This is a genomic window from Paludibaculum fermentans, assembly GCF_015277775.1.
In the GTDB taxonomy this organism is placed as follows: domain Bacteria; phylum Acidobacteriota; class Terriglobia; order Bryobacterales; family Bryobacteraceae; genus Paludibaculum; species Paludibaculum fermentans.
Genome location: NZ_CP063849.1, coordinates 8,689,661 through 8,707,774, shown reverse-complemented (window position 1 = coordinate 8,707,774; position 18,114 = coordinate 8,689,661). Strand labels below are relative to the sequence as shown.

Annotated in this window: 20 protein-coding genes; 8 read left to right on the top strand and 12 right to left on the bottom strand. The window is 62.2% G+C overall.

The annotated features are described in order from the left end of the window. Nucleotides 1-8: 8 nt before the first annotated feature. The 3 genes from IRI77_RS34600 to IRI77_RS34590 are packed head-to-tail and all read right to left on the bottom strand — an operon-like array spanning nucleotide 9 to nucleotide 2,012. Nucleotides 9-962, bottom strand: a complete 954-nt coding sequence (locus IRI77_RS34600; protein WP_194449482.1) for a substrate-binding domain-containing protein — start codon at nucleotides 960-962, stop codon at nucleotides 9-11. Beyond that, complete coding sequence (locus IRI77_RS34595; protein ID WP_194449481.1) at nucleotides 959-1,705, bottom strand: SDR family NAD(P)-dependent oxidoreductase; 747 nt, start codon at nucleotides 1,703-1,705, stop codon at nucleotides 959-961. Before IRI77_RS34595 ends, IRI77_RS34600 begins: the two co-directional genes overlap by 4 nt. Next, nucleotides 1,698-2,012, bottom strand: coding sequence for a PH domain-containing protein (locus IRI77_RS34590; protein ID WP_194449480.1), 315 nt, complete (start codon nucleotides 2,010-2,012; stop codon nucleotides 1,698-1,700). The genes IRI77_RS34595 and IRI77_RS34590 overlap by 8 nt, the downstream gene beginning before the upstream one ends. Nucleotides 2,013-2,222: 210 nt before the next feature. On the opposite strand from IRI77_RS34590, the gene IRI77_RS34585 reads away from it, so the two are divergent. Beyond that, the gene (locus IRI77_RS34585) at nucleotides 2,223-3,332 is read left to right on the top strand and encodes a hypothetical protein (RefSeq protein ID WP_194449479.1); all 1,110 of its coding nucleotides are present in this window, start codon (nucleotides 2,223-2,225) and stop codon (nucleotides 3,330-3,332) included. A 74-nt stretch (nucleotides 3,333-3,406) separates the two neighbouring features. On the opposite strand, the gene rpsU is transcribed toward IRI77_RS34585, so the two are convergent. Together rpsU and ispG are read right to left on the bottom strand one after the other, a co-directional pair. Next, on the bottom strand, nucleotides 3,407-3,604 hold the full coding sequence (rpsU, locus tag IRI77_RS34580; RefSeq protein ID WP_194449478.1) for a 30S ribosomal protein S21: 198 nt from the start codon (nucleotides 3,602-3,604) through the stop codon (nucleotides 3,407-3,409). Between the two features lie 77 nt (nucleotides 3,605-3,681). After that, a complete protein-coding gene (ispG, locus tag IRI77_RS34575) occupies nucleotides 3,682-4,920 on the bottom strand; it encodes a flavodoxin-dependent (E)-4-hydroxy-3-methylbut-2-enyl-diphosphate synthase (RefSeq protein WP_194449477.1) in 1,239 nt (412 codons plus the stop codon). A 209-nt stretch (nucleotides 4,921-5,129) separates the two neighbouring features. Between ispG and IRI77_RS34570 the strand changes: the two genes are divergently transcribed. From IRI77_RS34570 to prmC, 5 genes are all read left to right on the top strand, one after another. Next, nucleotides 5,130-5,507 (top strand): hypothetical protein, encoded by a 378-nt coding sequence (locus IRI77_RS34570; RefSeq protein ID WP_194449476.1) that lies wholly within the window; start codon nucleotides 5,130-5,132, stop codon nucleotides 5,505-5,507. A gap of 276 nt (nucleotides 5,508-5,783) precedes the next feature. After that, nucleotides 5,784-6,455, top strand: a complete 672-nt coding sequence (locus IRI77_RS34565) for a tetratricopeptide repeat protein (protein ID WP_194449475.1) — start codon at nucleotides 5,784-5,786, stop codon at nucleotides 6,453-6,455. Nucleotides 6,456-6,558: 103 nt separating this feature from the next. Further along, nucleotides 6,559-7,530, top strand: a complete 972-nt coding sequence (locus IRI77_RS34560; protein WP_194449474.1) for a DUF1385 domain-containing protein — start codon at nucleotides 6,559-6,561, stop codon at nucleotides 7,528-7,530. Beyond that, complete coding sequence (prfA, locus tag IRI77_RS34555; protein ID WP_194449473.1) at nucleotides 7,530-8,669, top strand: peptide chain release factor 1; 1,140 nt, start codon at nucleotides 7,530-7,532, stop codon at nucleotides 8,667-8,669. The genes IRI77_RS34560 and prfA overlap by 1 nt, the downstream gene beginning before the upstream one ends. After that, nucleotides 8,635-9,465, top strand: a complete 831-nt coding sequence (prmC, locus tag IRI77_RS34550) for a peptide chain release factor N(5)-glutamine methyltransferase (RefSeq protein WP_194449472.1) — start codon at nucleotides 8,635-8,637, stop codon at nucleotides 9,463-9,465. The genes prfA and prmC overlap by 35 nt, the downstream gene beginning before the upstream one ends. Nucleotides 9,466-9,472: 7 nt before the next feature. On the opposite strand, the gene IRI77_RS34545 is transcribed toward prmC, so the two are convergent. Next, nucleotides 9,473-9,859, bottom strand: a complete 387-nt coding sequence (locus tag IRI77_RS34545) for a DUF488 domain-containing protein (RefSeq protein ID WP_194449471.1) — start codon at nucleotides 9,857-9,859, stop codon at nucleotides 9,473-9,475. Between the two features lie 84 nt (nucleotides 9,860-9,943). Here IRI77_RS34545 and dinB point away from each other — a divergent pair, with 84 nt between their 5' ends. After that, nucleotides 9,944-11,185 carry a DNA polymerase IV gene (dinB, locus tag IRI77_RS34540; protein WP_194449470.1) on the top strand — a complete coding sequence of 414 codons (1,242 nt, stop codon included), beginning with the start codon at nucleotides 9,944-9,946 and terminating at the stop codon, nucleotides 11,183-11,185. On the opposite strand, the gene IRI77_RS34535 is transcribed toward dinB, so the two are convergent. The 6 genes from IRI77_RS34535 to ruvX all read right to left on the bottom strand — a co-directional run bounded on the left by IRI77_RS34535 (nucleotide 11,177) and on the right by ruvX (nucleotide 16,744). Next, nucleotides 11,177-12,367, bottom strand: a complete 1,191-nt coding sequence (locus IRI77_RS34535) for an MFS transporter (RefSeq protein ID WP_194449469.1) — start codon at nucleotides 12,365-12,367, stop codon at nucleotides 11,177-11,179. The two genes, dinB and IRI77_RS34535, sit on opposite strands and share 9 nt — an antisense overlap. 115 nt (nucleotides 12,368-12,482) lie before the next feature. After that, complete coding sequence (locus tag IRI77_RS34530; RefSeq protein ID WP_194449468.1) at nucleotides 12,483-13,610, bottom strand: acyltransferase family protein; 1,128 nt, start codon at nucleotides 13,608-13,610, stop codon at nucleotides 12,483-12,485. A gap of 73 nt (nucleotides 13,611-13,683) precedes the next feature. After that, entirely contained in the window at nucleotides 13,684-14,814 is a 1,131-nt protein-coding gene (locus IRI77_RS34525) for a lactonase family protein (RefSeq protein WP_194449467.1), read from the bottom strand. Between the two features lie 27 nt (nucleotides 14,815-14,841). Beyond that, on the bottom strand, nucleotides 14,842-15,216 hold the full coding sequence (locus tag IRI77_RS34520) for a hypothetical protein (protein ID WP_194449466.1): 375 nt from the start codon (nucleotides 15,214-15,216) through the stop codon (nucleotides 14,842-14,844). A gap of 19 nt (nucleotides 15,217-15,235) precedes the next feature. Continuing rightward, the gene (gene mltG / locus IRI77_RS34515) at nucleotides 15,236-16,261 is read right to left on the bottom strand and encodes an endolytic transglycosylase MltG (RefSeq protein ID WP_228486477.1); all 1,026 of its coding nucleotides are present in this window, start codon (nucleotides 16,259-16,261) and stop codon (nucleotides 15,236-15,238) included. 9 nt (nucleotides 16,262-16,270) lie between these two features. Beyond that, nucleotides 16,271-16,744 (bottom strand): Holliday junction resolvase RuvX, encoded by a 474-nt coding sequence (gene ruvX, locus IRI77_RS34510; RefSeq protein WP_228486476.1) that lies wholly within the window; start codon nucleotides 16,742-16,744, stop codon nucleotides 16,271-16,273. Here ruvX and IRI77_RS34505 point away from each other — a divergent pair. Then, nucleotides 16,744-18,108, top strand: a complete 1,365-nt coding sequence (locus tag IRI77_RS34505) for a trypsin-like peptidase domain-containing protein (protein ID WP_194449464.1) — start codon at nucleotides 16,744-16,746, stop codon at nucleotides 18,106-18,108. The genes ruvX and IRI77_RS34505 overlap by 1 nt on opposite strands. Nucleotides 18,109-18,114 lie beyond the last annotated feature (6 nt).

The following is an 18,114-nucleotide window of genomic DNA, read 5'->3' as shown; positions in this document are numbered from 1 at the left end:
CGCCTTCTCTACAGGTATTTCCGGATGTCCGGTTTCAGCAATTGTTGCACTTCCGGCTTATCCAGATCCGGCGCTGTGATCACAATCGGTTCCAGGTCGATGCGCTTGGGCGGTTGTTTGCCGTCCAGCTTATCCACCAGGGTCTTCACCGTTTGAAATGCCATCCCGAAGGGATCCTGCGCAATCATGGCGCTCAATACCCCGGCCCGCATCTCCTCCACGAGGTTATCACTGGAATCCACCGTCACCAGTTTCACCTTCTTCTGCAGATCCCGGCTCTTCAACGCCAGAATCGTACCAGTCGCGCTGGGCTCCGTCGACGTGAAGAAGGCGTCTAGATCCGGGTGGGCCGCCAGGATGTTCTCGGCCGCCGCCCGTGACTTGGCCCGGTCCGACATGCCGAACTGCTCGGCCACAATCTTGAGCCCCGGAAACTTCCTCTCGACTTCATCCTTGAAGCCCGTCTCACGATCCATCGTGGACAAGCTGCCCGGCATGTGCAGAACCACGGCTACTTTGCCCTTGCCGCCCAGGATCTCGGCCAGTTTTCGGGCCGCCATCCGCCCAGCCAGCACATTGTCCGTTCCGACATAGGACATGTAGCTCTGCGTGTCGACGCCGGAATCGAAGACGGTCACCGGGATGCCCGCGGCCACGGCGCGGTCGATCGGTCCCGCCAGCGCTTGCCGCTCGCTCACCGCCACGGCGATGCCGTCCACTCGCTGGGCGATCATCGCATCGATGATCTGGATCTGGCGATTGAAATCGGTCTCGGTCGCCGGCCCGTTCCACAGGATCTCGACGTTGAACTGCTTCCCTGCGGCCAGTGCCCCCGCCTGGACTGAAACCCAGAAAAGATGGGACGTCCCTTTGGGGATCACGGCAATCCGGCGTTTCCCGCTGCGCCTGCATGCGGCGGCCAGTCCAGCCGCGCCGGCCGCCAGGAATACGCGCCGCTTCATTGCGCCAGCCAGCCTCCATCGATAACGATGTCCGTCCCGGTGATGAACCGCGCTTCCGGAGAGCACAGATAGACCGCCAGGGTTCCGATATCGGCCGGCTCGCCCCATTGGCCCACCGGAATCTTCGACAGGAACTGCGCGTTCGCCTCGGGATTGCTCATCAGTGGCGTGTTCATCTCCGTCGCGAACGGCCCCGGACTGATGCCGTTCACCGTGACGCCTTCACCGGCCAACTCCATCGCCAGCGCCCGCGTCAGGCCCAGCAGTCCTGTCTTCGAAGCGGAATAGGCGCAGCGTCCCGGCAGCGAGACATGACTCATGATGGAAGTCATGTTGATGATGCGCCCGTAGCCGGTGCCCTTCATGTGCGGCACGAAGGCGCGCGCACACAGGAAGGCGCTGGTGAGGTTCGTATCCATCACCCAGTTCCATTCCTGCAGGGTGAACTCCGTCACCGGCTTGCGTAGATTCACGCCGGCGTTGTTGATCAGGATCTGCACCTTGCCCAACGATTCGGAGACGCCCTTCTCCAATTGCGCGATCTCGTCCTCTTTCGTGACGTCGCACGGGAAAATCAAGGCACCCTCACCGCAGGCCGCCGCTGTCTCTTCCAGCTTGGCCGCATCGCGGCCTACCAGCGCGACGCGGACACCCGCACCCGCCAGCGCGATAGCCATGGCGCGGCCCAGGCCGCGGGAGGCGCCCGTTACCAGGGCGATCTTACCCTTCAGACTTTCAGACATTCTGTGTCGTGTTTCCTTCTGTTCGGCAGGCAGTCATGATGCGATCGGCCACGCGCTGCGCGTCGTCAATATCATTCACAGTGATGCGGCCCGACTCGTTGGCCGTTTCCAGCACGAGCGTGCCCACGCCCCACAAACGCTGCGTCAGCGAGCGTTCCACGCGGACATCCTGCAGCTTCTTCAAATCCAGCGCCCGGGTCGTCTGGTTCATCAGCCCATGACGGTATCGCACTACACCGCCTTCCAGGGTCAGTTCAGTGCGCGTGGAGTCCAGCCAACTGAACAGTGGCGCAAGAAACGGAAGCACGCCTACTATCACTATCCAGGGTGCGGCATCGGGCACCATCTTTCGCCAAAACCAGATCACGAGGATGAGGAACAGAACGCAAACGGCGGCTGAGAACTTAGCTCGCTTGAGGGTGGGCCGGACAACTAGTTCGGATGGCAAAGTGAAGCTCCAGTGAACGCTATTGTATAGCAGCGGGGATTCTTCTACGCTGTGCAGAGGAGGAATTGAATGCGATTTGCAGGCGCAAGCCTTGTTCTGTCCGGTAGTTTGCTGCTGTGTCCACTCTGGGCGGATTTCACCTACGAGCAGAAGACCCAGATCACCGGCGGAAGCTTGACCCGGATGATGAGAATGGTTCCTGGCGGAGGCAAGGCCCTGGAACCCACGACGAGTACCATCTACCTGAAGGGCAACCGCATGGCGACGGTGTCCCCCCACAACATCCACATCATCGATCTGGACAAAGAGGCCATGACGGATGTCAATCTGGACAAGAAGACATACTCGGTCATGACATTCGCCGAGTTCGGCCAGGCGATGGAGGCCATGCAGAAACGGATGGCCGGGCGGGGCCAGCAGGCTCCTGACGCCGAAATGAGCTTCAAGATGGATGTCCAGAAGACCGGCCAGGTGAAGGTCGTCAGCGGGCTGAACGCCCAGGAGACACTCCTGAAACTGACGATGCAGACGAAAGATAAGAAGTCCGGCCAAACCGCCGACGTGAACTTCGACTCTGACATGTGGATGGCAAAGGACATCCCCGGCTACCAGGAAGTGAAGCGGTTCCACACGCTGATGGCGCAGAAACTCGCCTATAACCTGGATTCGATGAAGTACTCACAGATGTCGATGCAGCCCGGCATGGGCCAGGGCATGGCGCAACTGGCGAAGGAAGCTTCCAAGCTGGACGGCATCGCTGTCTATCAGGTCATGAAGATGCAGGGCATTGGGGGCCCCGGCGGAATGCCTCCTCAGCAGGAAGGCCCGCCGCCGCCCACGGCTGGAGAAGTGGCTCAATCCGCTCAGACCGACGCGGCCGGCGCGGCCGCGGGTCGCGCCACCGGCGGACGCTTCGGTGGCCTTGCCGGCGCCGCCGCGGGCGGCATGCTGGGTGGCTTCGGCAAGAAGAAGAAGCAGGCGGATCCCCCTCCGGCCTCGGACCAGCCCAAACCGGCGGCGCAGCCGCAGGCCGCGGGCTCGCAGGCGCTGATGGAGATCACGACGGAATGGACCTCGTTCTCCGCCGGAGCCGTCGACGCGACTAACTTCGGCGTTCCGGCCGGCTTCAAGGAAGTCGAGAGCGACATGAAGAAGATGATTCGCGAGTCGAACAAGTAACTCACGCACACAAGCGAAAAGGGGCGTCCCGCGTGGGACGCCCCTTTTCTGTTTCTAAAGCCGCGACTGGACCGTTAGTCCATGTCCTTGTTGCGCTTCTTACGGTTGCGCTTGCGCGCCAATGCCGCCTTCACGCGCTTCTTCTCGCCGGGCTTCATGTAGTAGGAGTGTTTCTTGATCTCTTTGATGATGTCTTCCTGCTGCACCTTGCGCTTGAACCGCCGCAACGCGCTTTCCAGAGTTTCACCATCCTGGATGTAAACTTCCGCCATTTCCTACTCACCTCCTTCCGGCTTGAACTTTGCGTTTTCACGCAACTTTCAGGATACCGCAATCAACGGTCGACTGCTCAGTTGACGGCCGCCGGCTGGTTGGCGCCATAGGTACGCTCGACGTACTGATTCACCATCCCTGTGAAGTCGTCCACAATCCCGTCGCCCTTCAGCGTCGTCACCAGCTTGCCGTCGACATACACCGGAGCCTTCGGATCCTCCGCCGTGCCCGGCAAAGAAATGCCGATGTTGGCGTGCTTTGACTCGCCGGGGCCGTTCACGATGCAGCCCATCACCGCCACCTTCATCTCCTCGACACCGGTATACTTCTCTTTCCAAAGGGGCATCTGTTCGCGCAGGTAGGTCTGAATCTGGTCGGCCAGTTCCTGGAAGAACGTGCTCGTCGTGCGCCCGCAGCCGGGGCAGGCCGTCACCTGCGGGGTGAAGCTGCGGATGCCCAGCGACTGCAGAATCTGCTGGGAAACCAGGACTTCCTCGGTCCGGTCTCCGTTCGGCAGCGGAGTGAGGGACGCCCGGATCGTGTCCCCGATTCCCTCCTGCAGCAGGATCGACAGCGCCGCCGTGGTCGCAACAATCCCCTTGGCGCCCATCCCGGCTTCGGTGAGACCCAGGTGCAGCGGCAGATCGCATTCGGCGGCCAACATCCGGTAGACGTCGATCAGATCCTGGACGGCGGAAACTTTCGCGCTAAGTATGATTTTGTCGTGCGGCAACCCGTAGGACTCCGCCATGGCCGCCGACTCGATCGCGCTCACCACAATCGCCCGCTTCGTCACGTCCGCCGCGTTCAGCGGAGTCGCGCTTTTGGCGTTCTCGTCCATCATGCGGGTGAGCAGCGTGCCATCCAGCGAGCCCCAATTGACCCCGATCCGGACCGGCTTGCCGTACTCCATCGCACATTCGATCATCGTGCGGTAATTGTCATCGGTCTTTCGGCCGATATTAACGTTACCCGGGTTAATCCTGTATTTGGAGAGAGCTTTCGCACACTCCGGATACTTCTTTAGAAGTATGTGGCCGTTGTAGTGGAAGTCTCCAATGATGGGGACCTTCATGCCGAACAGGTTCAGCGTGTCGACGATTCGAGGGACGGCCTTCGCCGCCTCTTCCGTGTTCACCGTAACGCGTACCAGTTCAGACCCCGCATTGGCCAGAGCCATCACCTGGTTCACCGTACCGGTCACGTCCGCCGTGTCCGTGTTGGTCATCGACTGGACCACAACCGGATTGCTGCCGCCAACCTTCACTCCGCCTATGTTCACAACTACGGATTTACGCCGCGCGATGATAGCCATTCTGCCTCCGGGAAATTTCATTTTACCAAGCCCCCACCCAGGAAACTGGACTGAGATCGCAACCATAACTTTTTTCAATTGGACCCGCACCCCACATTGGGCGTATCCTGGCTTCAGAACGGAACGTTCACGTTGTTACGCGCTCCGTTTCTCCCTGCTGAGGTCGAGTACTTCCCTGTGCGAGGACAATGTCTTGCTGGAGGGATTCAATGCTTGACTCAAACATCACACACAACAACTACAAAGCTACATTCTTTGGACTGGAGAAGGTTCTCTCCACCTCCCTTTCTGACGCCCTCACTCGCTGCAACTGCTTGATTTTTAACCAGAATCAGGATCTGGACCGGGATCGCGCCCGGCCCGACATCGTCTTTTGTTCGCCCTCGCCCGAAGTGCTGAAGCCCGTGCTGCAACGCTTCAAGCACACCCCGGTAGTTGTCGTCAGCCGTCTGCCAGAGGTCGATGGATGGCTGGATGCACTCGAAGCTGGTGCCGCCGACTACTGTGCCGCCCCGTTTGAACCCACTCAACTCCGCTGGTTGCTTGACACCCACGCCCGCGCCCGGAAAGCGCTCGCCGCGGCCTGATCCCGCTGCCGTAAAATCCCCCAGCCAAGTCGGCTGAACAGCTACCTCCGCATACCACGCGGAGGTGCTGTGTCCCAATACACACATCTTCTGGAGGATTCGCTCTTAGTGTCTCGACTCTTGCTATCTCTCCTGCTGGCAGTGTCTCTTCACGCTCAGTCTCGGGAAATGCTGTATGAACTGACTGGAAACCTGATCTCACAGAATGGAATACCCGATCGCCTACAGGTCACGGCGGTCGAGTTAACTTCCCCTCTTTCACAAACCACAACCTTCGTGAGCAGCGATGGCTCATTCGAATTCCGGTCCCTGCCGGCCGGCAGCTACGAGGTGCGCCTCACCAATCTGCAGGGCGACGTCTTCTCGAAACAGATCGTCAACGTCCCGTCCATGACCGCCGTCCGCTTCGACATCTCCAGCCTCACCGGCGTGAACCCGAAAAGCACGGGGCCAGTCAGCTACTACCGGCTCTCTCACCAGGTGCCGGGGAAGGCGCTGAAGCTTTGGCAGAAAGCAGTGAAAGCGGCCAAGGCTGGACATTCCGAAGAGTCCGCTGAGTTGTTGGACAAAGCGCTCGCCAGCGACGGACAATTCGCCGACGCCCTGCACCTGCGTGGCGTCTACGCGTTGCAGGCAAAGGACTTCGCACTGGCGAGCAACCTGCTGAGCCACGCCGCGACCCTTGACGAATCGAACCCGAACTTCCTCGCCGACGCCGCCTTCGGGCACTTTGCAGCCCAATCGCCGGCCCAGGCACTGCAATACGCCCGCTCCGCTCTACGCCTCGACCCCGCCAACAAAAAGGCGAACTACGTGTTCGGCCTCACCATGCTGCGCCAGGGCAACCAGGGCGAAGAAACAGTGCACGCCCTCCAGGAGGCGTCCACCCTCTTCCCCAGCGCGGCCCGCGTCCTCAACCAACTGCGCTCGTCCGGCCCTCACCGTTAGAGGACCATGGACTACTTACCAGCTACCGCTATACTGGTATTTAAGAGAGGCGTACACAACCTTGAACTGTAAGAGCTATCTTCGCTTGGCCGCACATACCCAAATGCTGCCAATTCTCGAGAGCGGCGAAGAGACCCTGGTGGGCGGCCAGGCTGTGATGGAGGGCGTCATGATGCGCGCTCCCCACAGCTACTGTGTGGCCGTGCGCCGCCCCGACGGTATCATCGTCACGGAAGAACAACCGCTGGCGAAGGTCTCCGACAAGTACCCTATCTTCAAGTTGCCGATCTTTCGCGGTGTCGGCACCCTCGGCCAGGCAATGTCGCTCGGAGTGAAGGCCCTGCGCTTCTCGGCCGACGTCGCCATGCAGGCGGAAGCGGAAAAGGAAGGCAAAGCCGAACCTCAGGCCGGCGAGAAGAAGCCCACGGAAATCCCCGGCTGGGTCATGACCCTGAATCTGCTCTTCTCTTTCGCTTTCTTCATCGCCCTCTACAAATTCGTACCCCTGGTGCTCACCACCCAACTGCAGCGCATGTACCCGCAATTGGGCCTCGGCAACCGCATCCTGTTCAACCTGATGGACGGCGTGATCCGTTTGGTGATCTTCCTCGGCTTCCTGTGGATCATCTCGCGCTGGAAAGATATCCACCGCGTCTTCGAATACCATGGCGCCGAACACCGCGTCGTGTTCAACTTCGAGTCGGGCAAGCCCGTTACCGTGGCAAACGCCCAGCGCTTCGTCACCTTCCACCCCCGTTGCGGCACCAGTTTCCTGCTGGTCGTGATGATGGTTTCGATTGCCGTGTATGCGGTGATCCCGGTGGATACGTTCTGGGCGAAAATGCTCCTTCGCATCGTGGCGCTGCCCGTCATCGCCGGGCTCAGCTACGAACTCATCCGCTTCGCCGCGAAGCATCGCAGCGGACTTCTGGCCCTGATGACCGCCCCCGGCCTGTGGCTGCAGCGCATCACAACGCAGCCGCCCGCCGATGACCAGACCGCTGTAGCCATTCGAGCCCTTGATGGTGCGATGGAGATTGAGAAGCAGCAGGGCGGCGAGTTGGTAATAGCCTAATGGATCTCACGCAGCAACTAGACGACGTCGAAAAGCGCTACAACGCACTGTCCTCGCAGATGGCCGATCCGGACGTGATCAACGATTCGGAGAAGTACCGGAAAACTGCCAAAATGCACCGCGACCTGGAAGAGACGGTCGGCGTCTATCGCGAGTACAAGAAGGCAGTCGAAGAGCTCACCCAGGCCCGCCAGATGATCGAGGATGAAGATCCTGACCTGCGCGCCATGGCCCAGGAAGAGATCACCCGCCTGGAGCCCGAAACGGCCAGGCTCGCGGCGGAGCTCGAAATCCTCCTCCTGCCCAAGGATCCCAACGACGAGAAGAACGTCCTGCTGGAAATCCGCGCCGGGGCCGGCGGCGACGAAGCCAGCCTCTTCGCGGCCGAAATCTTCCGGCTCTACTCGCGCTATGCCGATTCCAAACGCTGGAAGGTGGAAGTCATCTCCGCCAGCGAATCCGGAGCCGGCGGCTCCAAGGAAGTCATCGCCATGGTCGGCGGCGACCGCGTCTTCTCCAAGCTGAAGTATGAAAGCGGTGTCCACCGCGTCCAGCGCGTGCCCGTCACTGAACAGCAGGGCCGCATCCACACCTCCACCATCACCGTGGCCGTCATGCCCGAAGCGGATGATGTCGAGATCAAACTGGAACCCAAGGACGTCCGCGTCGATACGTTCTGCTCCTCCGGCCCCGGTGGCCAGTCGGTCAATACGACCTACTCCGCCGTCCGCCTCACCCACCTGCCCACGGGGTTGGTTGTGAGCTGCCAGGACGAAAAGTCGCAGATCAAGAACCGCGCTAAAGCGGAACGCGTTCTCCGCTCGCGCCTTTATGAACTCGAGATGGAGAAGCAGCAGCAGGCCATCGGAGCCGACCGCCGCAGCCAGGTTGGCACGGGCGACCGTTCCGAAAAGATCCGCACCTACAACTTCAAGGAGAACCGTGTCACCGATCACCGCATCGGCCTCACGCTCCACCAGCTCGACCGCGTCATGGAAGGCGAGATCGAGGAACTGCTCACCGCCTGCGTAAACCACTTCAACGCGCAGAAGCTCAAGGAGCAGGCGGATTCTTCCCAGGCCGATCTCAACTCGAACAAAAAGGATGACGGCAAAGACCGCGGTCCAGCAGGGAAGTGATCTCCTTGCTGGCGCCGGTATCTCCGAGCCCAGGCTGACCGCCGAAGTCCTGCTCCTGCACGCGCTCCACAAGGAGCGCATCTATCTCTTCTCACATCCCGAACACGAGCTCTCCACCGTGGAGTGGATCCATTACGGCCGCTACCTCCACGAGCGGATGCAGGGCAAGCCCACGCAGTACATCACACGGCTCCAGGAGTTCTACGGACGGCCCTTCCGCGTCTCGCCCGCCGTGCTGGTGCCCCGCCCCGAGACCGAGCACACAGTGGAGCAGGCACTCCAGGTGGCGCCGCGCGCGAAAACCCTGCTGGATATCGGTACAGGCTCGGGCGCCCTGGTGGTCACCCTGGCCTTGGAACTCAAGGCCCGGGCTGTGGCCACTGATCTGAGTTTCGATGCCCTCCAGGTCGCCCGCGGCAATGCCGCCGAACTGGCCGCCCGCGTGGACTTCGTACAATGCGACTTGGCCGCCGGAATCCAGACCCGCTTTGACCTGATCGTTTCCAATCCGCCCTACATTCCGGATGCCGAAATACCCGGCCTGCAGACGGAAGTGCGCGACTTTGAACCCCACCTGGCCCTCGCCGGCGGTGCACTGGGCACCGAGATCTACCACCGCATCGTCCCGCAGGCGGAACGGCTTCTAAAGCCCGGCGGGTGGCTGATCTTTGAGATCGGCTACCAGGGCGAAGCCGGAGTCCGCGAGGCGTTCGCAAAGGGCCCATGGCAGGACATCACCCTGATCCACGATCTGGCCGGATTGCCAAGAGTGCTGCGCGGACGCTACACGCCGTAGGGTGCCGCTAGACGACCTTGCCGCCCCGTTCCACCAGCAAAGCTCGAAGCACCGACCGGTGACAGCGGGCTTCTTCCGCGCAATAGCAACCGAGCGACAGGTTCGTATGGTGCGACAGCGTCGCCAGTACATCCAGCTCCCGGCTGCGGTCCGGAGCGTTCATCTCCTTGCGGAACTGCCGCACGAACCTCGCCCACGCCGGCTCGTCTTTCGCATGCAGTGCTTCCTGCACCAGTTCGGCGCTGGGAGCCAGATTCGGAAACCACACATCGTAGTAGTCAAGCCTGGCGAAATCCGCCTTGGCCACCCCGCGCGGCGGCCGCCTGACCGTGCCCAGCCGCGGCCCTTCCCCTGCCCTGCGTGGCGTACCCAGTTGCACGATAAAGATCGACATAGGCCCTCTACCTGCCAGTGTGCCACGCACCTCCCACTCGCCGGAAGGCCAGCCGCCGCGCGTTCGGTCTATCCTGGAACAGAAGTGAAAACCATCTTCCACGTCGACATGGACGCCTTCTTCGTCTCAGTGGAAGAACTCTTCGATCCTTCACTGAAAGGCAAGGCGGTCGTCGTCGGAGGCCCCAAGGACGCCCGCGGCGTAGTCTCGGCAGCCTCCTACGAAGCCCGCAAGTTCGGCGTCCATTCCGCCTTGCCCCTGCGCACCGCGGCCAAACTGTGCCCCCACGCCATCTTCCTCAACGGCCATCCGGACCGCTACCGCGACTACTCCCACAAGGTCCATGGCGTCCTCAACGAGTTCTCGCCCAAAGTCGAAATGGCCTCCGTCGACGAAGCTTACATGGACCTTACGGGCACTGAGCGCCTGCTCGGCCCGCCGCTCCAGGCGGCCCACCGTCTCCACTTGCGCATGAAACAGGTCACCGGCCTCAACTGCTCCGTCGGCATCGCCACCTCGCGCCTCGTGGCCAAGGTCTCCTCCGATCAGGCCAAGCCCAACGGCATCCTCTGGGTTCAGCCCGGGCTGGAGGCCAATTTCCTGGCCCCCCTGGACGTTCGCCGCATACCGGGCGTCGGCAAAGTGACTGAGCAGAAGCTGAAAGACTATGGCATCCGCAAGGTAGGCGACCTCGCCCGCCTGGACGAGCCCTTCCTCCGCCGCCGCTTCGGACAGTGGGGCCTCGCCCTGGCCGGCAAATCGCACGGCATGGACGCCGGATCCTGGTTCGACGGCGACATCGGCGACAACGACGACCCCAAGTCCATCAGCCACGAGCACACGTTCGACACAGACACGGCGGAGCCGATGGAACTCGAAGCCACCCTCGCCCGCCTCGCGGAGAAGGTCGCCCGCCGCCTGCGCGAGCACGAGTTCCACGCCAACATCGTCCACCTCAAACTGCGCTACAAGGACTTCACCACACTCACGCGCAGCAAGACCCTGCCCCAGTCCACGCAACTCGATCACGAGCTCATCGCCGAGTCGCGCCATCTCTTCCGCCAAGCCTGGGATGGCAAGACGCCCATCCGCCTCATCGGCACCGGCGTCTCCGGCTTCGAGGCGCACGAGGGCCAATTGGGCCTCCTCGATTCCGAGAAGAACCAGCGCGCCCGTCAGGCCTTGGCCGCCGTCGACCGAATCCGCGACAAGTATGGAGAAAAGAGCGTCAAGCTCGCCACGGGTCTCACTGCGGATCACGCTGAACGCGTGCATGAGAATCCCGTCGGGCTGCCCGGCAAGGGCCCCAGGGACAAATCAAAGTGATTCGCGCGTGGAGTGCAGCGACCACACCATGGTGAGCCCCGCGCAGATCGCGCCGGTCCAATACGGAGCGCTCTGCCCGATGTGATCAAACGAGGCGCCCGCCCACACAGGGCCGATCACACGCGTAAAGCTGGCCAGCGACTGCATCGTCCCCAGCAGCACACCCTGCTCCCGCGGCGTGGCCCGGCGAGACACCAGGCCCGAGAGCGACGGACCCGCCAGCCCGAAACCCAGGGCCGTCAGCACCAGGCACAGATAGAGCATCCAGATCGCGCTGGAAATGGCCAGCACCACGAAGCCAAGTCCCAACAGCAGCGACCCGCCCACGGCCAGCCGGCCCTCTCCCAGCGATGGAGCCAGCTTCCTCAGCAGCAAGCCTTGCGTCAGCGACGCCATCACGCCCAGGAACGCAAACAGCATCGCATTGTGGCTCGCGTCCAACCCGAATCGCGCATGCGTGAATACCGCGAAGTTCGTCTGCAGCCCGGCCATCCCAAAGTTCATCGCAAAGGTAGCCAGCATGAGTTCGCGGAATCCTACCCGCGCAAAGGCAGCCCGGATCTGGGAGAACGGATTCACGTCATGCCAGCGGGTCTTTTTCGAGGTCCGGTTGGCGGCCGGCAACGACTCCTTCAGCAGCACTGAGCCCACTGCAAAAGTCACCAGCGAGAGGACACCTGCCGCGTACGCCGGAGCCGACAGGCTGATCTTGCTCAGCGCGCCGCCCAGCGCCGGCCCCAGGATGAAGCCCAGCCCAAAGGCCGCCCCAATCAGGCCGAAGTTCTTCGCCCTGTCTTTTGGCTCGGAAATATCGGCGATATAGGCCTGCGCCGCGGAGATATTCCCGCCGGTTAAGCCATCAATAATGCGAGCGGCAAACAGAACCGCCAGCGACCCGCCATAGCCGAACAGGAAATAGCCGCCCGCGCTGCCCAGCACACTCAGCAGTAGGATTGGGCGCCGTCCAAAACGGTCGGACAGGAGGCCCAGCAGCGGACTGGCCAGGAACTGCGCCGCGGAGAAAGCCATCGCCAGGATGCCGACAGTCAGGGCATCCGCGCGGTAGGGCTCGACGATGTAAGGAATCACCGGGATCAGGATCCCCGCGCCCATCAGGTCGAGGAAGACGATCAGGAAGATGACGCCAAGTGCGCCCTTGGCCGGAGTGGACGGGGAACTCACCCTCCTATGCTCGCACGGACACCTTGCCACTCAATGTCTTGGAGCGCTGGACGCCCTCGCTTTCCGGCCGGAACCATGTAAAAAAGCGACCCGCATCAGCCCGTCGGATGCGCCCTCAGATCTTCAGGAAAATCCGCCTCTGGTACAACCAGTAACACAGATACCAAAGGCCCGCCAGCACGCACACCCTCTGCGGAATCGCACCCGGTTCGCCCAGAAACCCGAAGTTCCCGGTAAAGCTCGCCAGGCCGCGATTGAGCCAGCCGGAGATCCCGATCTGCCCGAGCGAATAGACAAATATCGAGTTCATGCCCAGCACCAGGAATGGCATGGTCCACCGCTTTACCTGCTTCACCTCGATAACCCAATAGAAGGCCATCAGCATGAGCAACACCCAGCCAGTGCTGAACAGCAGGAACGAGCCCGTCCAAAGCCGCTTCACCATCGGGATCAACGGCTGCAAGGCCAGTCCCAAGGCCAGGCAAGCCGCCGCGCACCCGCCCAGGACCTTCAGCCGGCTCGCGTGCGACCGGCCACTCTGCAGGAGCAACCCCGCCCAGCAGCCGAACAGAATCGTCAACGCATTCCCAATGAAATTGATCGTCGTGTAGTAGCCCGAATAGTTGTAGCCCAGCGCCCACAGGTCCAGAACTGCTCCGATATTGCCCGTCTGCGACCACGGCCCTTGGGGACCCGGGAACACCACGAAAAGCCCCCAGTATCCTGCGAGGATCGCCACCGCCGCTGCCACCTGCCCGCGCCAGGGCAGTCGCAGGAGCAGCGCGCACAGCACGTAGCCAAAGGCGATCTGGCACAGCACGTTGATGAACTGCAGCCGCAACTGGCCCGGTTTGGCGCCCCAGTTCGAATAGATATTGCTGAGGAGGATCAGAATCAACGCCCGCCACGCCACATGCCGCATCACCTGGAACGAACTCGCGCCGGCCGCGATCCGCCGTCCCAGCGAGAAAGGCATCGCCATGCCCACCATGAACGTGAATGCCGGCTGGATCAGGTCCCAGAACGTGCAGCCCTCCCAAGCCGCATGCTCCACCTGTTCCGCCAGCCAGGACCAGCCCGGATACGCCTGCAGTGAGCCCAGGCCGAAGCCCCCTGACACCAGCATCAGCATGATGAAGCCCCGATAGGCGTCAAGGCTCACCAGCCGTGCGCCCTGCCCCGGCTCGGCTGCAGACGGCGCCTGCACAGCCGCGGTCGCCTGTTGAATCGTCCCAGCCGCCATCCTGTTCCTCCCGCTCTCAGCGTTCACAACGGTGGCGCTGGCACCGCGCCTTCAAACTGCCGGCCCTGTCTTCTTACCCGAGAGTCCGCAGGCACACCGGCTGCCCGACGATGATGCCCTTGCCCGTATTCTGCAACTTGCCCGTCTTCTGGTCGATCCCGAAAACAATGATGTTATCGGTCTTCTGATTCGCGGCCAGCATCCACCGGCCCGTAGGCTCAATGTAGAAATTGCGCGGCACCGCGCCTTGCGTCAACGTGCGGTCTACCGGCGCCAGCTTGCCCGTCGCCGCATCGATCGCAAACACCGCAATCGAATCCTCACCCCGGTTCGACGCATACAGGAACTTGCCTGAAGGATGCACGCGCACCTCGGCCGGCGAGTTCTCGTTCCTGTACCCTTCGGGCAGCGTCGAGACGCTTTGGATCTCCTCCAGCACCCCGTCCGGCGCATACAAATATACGGTCACCGTCGAGTTCAGTTCGTTCACCGCATAGCCGAACATCTTCTTCGGGTGCCAGGCAAAATGCCGCGGACCTGCACCAGGAGCGGAGTTCGCCACCTTGTGCTTCTCCATCGACCCCTTGCCCGGATCGAGCTTGTAGACCCGGATCTCGTCCGTCCCCAGGTCGCACGCCACCGCATAGCGATTGTCCGGCGAGGCATTGATCGAATGCGCGTGCGGACCGGCCTGCCGGCCCGCCACCGGCCCCTTCCCTTCATGCTGGAAGAACGACACCGCTTCGCTCAACTGCCCGTCGGCCAGAATCTTATACGAAGCCACGCTGCCGCTGCCGTAATTGGCGATCATCACCATCCGGCCGCTGCGGTCCACCGACACGTGGCACGGCCCCGCCCCTTTGCTGCTTACCTGGTTCAGCAACGTCAGCTTCCCGCTGGCCCGGTCGATGGAATAGGCGTCCACCGAGCCTTCTTTCTTGCCGCCGAAGTTGTTCACCTCGTTGATCGCGTACAGCCACTTGCCATTCGAATGCAACTCAAGAAATGTGGGATTCGGAGTCTCGGCGGCCGTGCTCATCTCCGCAATCGCGCCCGTGGACTTATCGAAGCGGGCGACCGTGATCCCCTTGTTCTTCGCGCTCGTGTAGGCGCCAATGTACAGCAGTGCATCGTTGCGGTCGGCCAACAGGGCGGGCGCCACCACCAGGGGGCTGACAAGCAGGGAACGGCGGGAAATGGTCATGCGGATATCACATCGCATCCGGCGCGTTCAATCAAGCCCAATGTCCTCAAATCGCACCCGGTTCCGCAGCAGCAACCAAGCCGGGAACAGTGGCGGATTCTCCAGCCACGTGCGCAGCCACAGCACCATTTCCGTCTTTTCCGCCTTGTGAGCTTCGCTGCTGTTCGGATTCCGCATCGCCCAGTCTGCGTGCTGGCGGGCCGTGATCACCAGGCCGCGCACCTCTTTGCGTCGAGCCGGATCCCCCGCCTCATACTCGGCGCCTAAGGCCAGCAGGGTCCGCTCCAGGTTCCTGAAGGAATCCTGCCGGACGCCCTCCACCATCGGCGTCAACACGAGCCCCGATTCCAGCAGCGCCTGCCGCAGCAGCTTCGTCGAGACCTCGGGCATCTCCTGGGCCATCGCACGCGCCAGGTCTTCGTCAACGCACCGGGGGCTTCGGCTTTGCAGCCACGCTCGCACCCGCTCCTTTTTCCTGGCCCTGTGACCCGCTGGACTTGTGCTCGCCATGACGATACGCGGCCACAGCCTTCTGGTGGCCTGCCAGATCTTTGTTGAACACGTGGCCGCCGCTGTGGTCCGCCTTGGCCACGAAATATAGATCGTCCGTCTCTTCCGGATGCAGCGCTGCCTTGAGCGATGCCACCCCCGGATTGGCTACCGGACCTGGCGGCAGGCCTGCATGTTGATAGGTATTGTAGCTATTGCGATTCGCCAGGTCGCTCTTGTAGATCGTCCCGCGCCACTGGCCGTCCAGCATCGCGGCATAGGCGACGGTAGGGTCGCACTCCAGCCGGACACCCTTCTCCAGGCGGTTGCGGTAGACTCCTGCGATCTTCGCCCGTTCTTCCTGCAGCACCGCCTCGGTCTCCACCAGGGAAGCCAGGATCACTGTCTCGCGCTTCCCTTCCGCGGGCGCCTTCAACTCACCCCACACCTTGTCGAACTGTGCGCGCATCGCGCGGCACACCCCATCCACCGTGGTCTTGCGCTTGAAGCGGTAAGTCGAGGGGAACAGAAAGCCCTCTTGCGGCAGCGCGACCTTGAGAAACTCTCCGGCGCTCCCGAATCCTGCCTGCTCCACGATCCGGGCGATGTCGAAGACGTTGCTCCCCTCCGGCACTCGAACCTCTATCTGGAAGATGTCGCCGCGCGCGATCCGGCTGAACACCTCGTCCGGAGTAGCAGCTGTCGAAAACTCGTACTCTCCCGCTTGCGGCCGGGCCTTCTGCCGCGCCGCCCGCACCAGGGCGAACAGCAGAGGCTGCCGCACCACCCCAGCCTCCGCCAGCAACTCGCCGATCTTCATTGTCGATGTGCCGCGCGGGATCTCCACAAACACCGGCTGCTCAAAGCCCCGATATTTCTCCACCCAGGCAAAGTAGTAACCCGCCCCGGCCGCGGCCAGCAGATCCAGGACGATCAGCCACAAAATCAGCTTCTTCACGCGGCGCATTTATTCCGCCTCGCCTCCCGCCCGAAGATAGTCCTCCAGCAGGATCATCGCAGCCAGCCGGTCGACGGCGCCTTTCCGTTTCTCCTTCAGCATCCGCTCCAGGCTCATCCCTCGCTCCTGCAGTCTCGACTCCGCTTCCACCGACGTCAGCCGCTCATCCTGAAACTTCACCGGCAGGCCGGTCCCGTCTTCCAGCTTCCGCGCAAACGTCCGGACGAACTCGGCCATCTCGCCCTCGTCGCCCCTCATATTCAGCGGCAGCCCGACCAGAAACAGCGACACCTTACGCTCCATGGCGATCTGCCGGAGCCGCGCCACATCCTCGCGCATCGTTTTACGTAGGAGAGTGTCCAATCCCTGTGCCAGCCCCATTGAATCGCTCACTGCGAGCCCAATCCGCTTCCGCCCCACATCCAGCGCCAGAACTCGCCCGTCTACATTCGCCACATCCTGATTGTGCCATGCTAACTCCAATGAGGCTGCTGTCCGCTCTGCTGTTGTTGCAGACCCTCGCTTTCGCCCAGAAACCCGCCGGCCCCCTGACCGGCCTGAACGACCAGCTCGTCGCTCTTTCGGGACAGCTGCATCCGGCCATCGTTCTCATCCGCAGCGAATCCTTCGAACCGGTCAGCCGCGAAGTATCACTCGCCGTCCGGCAAACCGGCACCGGCTCCGGCGTGATTCTCTCCGAGGACGGCTACATCGTCACCAATGCCCACGTGGTCGGCAAAAGCATGACGGTCGAAGTCCTGCTCGCCCCACCTATCGGAGCGCGCTCCTCGCCCGAGCGCAGCCGGCTGCTGGAGGGACGCGTCCTCGGCCGCGATACCGAAGCCGACATTGCCCTGGTGAAGGTGGACGCCCACGGCCTGCGCTTCCTCGAATGGGGCGACTCCGAGGCGCTCCAGCAGGGCCAACTGGTGCTCGCCATGGGCAACCCGCGGGGCCTCGAGAACTCCGTCACCATGGGCATCATCAGCTCCACCCAACGCCAGATGAAACCCGACGACCGCATGGTCTACATCCAGACCGACGCCGCCATCAATCCCGGCAACAGCGGCGGAGCCCTGGTCGACCTTAACGGCAAACTCATCGGCATCAACACCATGATCCTGTCGCAGTCCGGCGGCAACGAAGGCCTGGGCTTTGCCGTACCCGCCCGTATCGCCAATCCCGTCGTCGAACAGATCCGCAAGGACGGCAAGGTCACCCGTGGCGACATCGGCGTTACCGCCCAGACCCTCACCTACGGGATTGCGCAAGGACTTGGCCTGAAGCGCGAGAGCGGAGTCGTCATCGCCGATGTGGAGCCCAAAAGCACTGGCGACATCGCGGGCTTCCAGACCGGCGACATCATTCTCAGCGTCGACGGCCGTCCCATGGAAACGGCCCGCCAGTTCCACGTCTTCATCTATCGCAAGCCCGTAGCCTCGCTCATCAATGTCGAAATCCTGCGCGGCGAGCAGACCCTGAAGCTGCAACCGATTGTTGTCGACCAGACCGAAAAGAGCCCCAACTTCGGCCGCCTCGCCCTTTCGGAAGAAAACCTCGTCCGGCGCCTCAGAATCCTCGGAGTCCCGCTGGATGATTCCCTCCTCAAGGAGATGCCGCCGCTCCGCAAAAACTACGGCATCCTCGTCGCCGGCCTCGTCCCCGGAGCCCTCATCCAGGAAGAAGGGCTGCTGCCCGGCGATATCATCCACGCCTTGAACGGCAAACCCATCGCCACATTGCAGGAACTGAAGTCCTTCATGGCCCCCATCAAATCGCGCGAAGAGGTGGTTCTCCAGATCGAGCGCGAAGGCAAGACCAGATTTATTGAATACCGATTGGAGTAGTAAAGA

Excerpts from the sequence above, each read along its gene's own strand:
- IRI77_RS34600 (WP_194449482.1), bottom strand. The coding sequence starts at position 962 with ATGAAGCGGCGCGTATTCCTGGCGGCCGGCGCGGCTGGACTGGCCGCC.
- IRI77_RS34595 (WP_194449481.1), bottom strand. The coding sequence starts at position 1,705 with ATGTCTGAAAGTCTGAAGGGTAAGATCGCCCTGGTAACGGGCGCCTCC.
- IRI77_RS34585 (WP_194449479.1), top strand. The coding sequence starts at position 2,223 with ATGCGATTTGCAGGCGCAAGCCTTGTTCTGTCCGGTAGTTTGCTGCTG.
- rpsU (WP_194449478.1), bottom strand. The coding sequence starts at position 3,604 with ATGGCGGAAGTTTACATCCAGGATGGTGAAACTCTGGAAAGCGCGTTG.
- ispG (WP_194449477.1), bottom strand. The coding sequence starts at position 4,920 with ATGGCTATCATCGCGCGGCGTAAATCCGTAGTTGTGAACATAGGCGGA.
- IRI77_RS34570 (WP_194449476.1), top strand. The coding sequence starts at position 5,130 with ATGCTTGACTCAAACATCACACACAACAACTACAAAGCTACATTCTTT.
- IRI77_RS34560 (WP_194449474.1), top strand. The coding sequence starts at position 6,559 with ATGCTGCCAATTCTCGAGAGCGGCGAAGAGACCCTGGTGGGCGGCCAG.
- prfA (WP_194449473.1), top strand. The coding sequence starts at position 7,530 with ATGGATCTCACGCAGCAACTAGACGACGTCGAAAAGCGCTACAACGCA.
- prmC (WP_194449472.1), top strand. The coding sequence starts at position 8,635 with ATGACGGCAAAGACCGCGGTCCAGCAGGGAAGTGATCTCCTTGCTGGC.
- IRI77_RS34545 (WP_194449471.1), bottom strand. The coding sequence starts at position 9,859 with ATGTCGATCTTTATCGTGCAACTGGGTACGCCACGCAGGGCAGGGGAA.
- IRI77_RS34530 (WP_194449468.1), bottom strand. The coding sequence starts at position 13,610 with ATGGCGGCTGGGACGATTCAACAGGCGACCGCGGCTGTGCAGGCGCCG.
- IRI77_RS34525 (WP_194449467.1), bottom strand. The coding sequence starts at position 14,814 with ATGACCATTTCCCGCCGTTCCCTGCTTGTCAGCCCCCTGGTGGTGGCG.
- IRI77_RS34520 (WP_194449466.1), bottom strand. The coding sequence starts at position 15,216 with ATGGCCCAGGAGATGCCCGAGGTCTCGACGAAGCTGCTGCGGCAGGCG.
- IRI77_RS34505 (WP_194449464.1), top strand. The coding sequence starts at position 16,744 with ATGAGGCTGCTGTCCGCTCTGCTGTTGTTGCAGACCCTCGCTTTCGCC.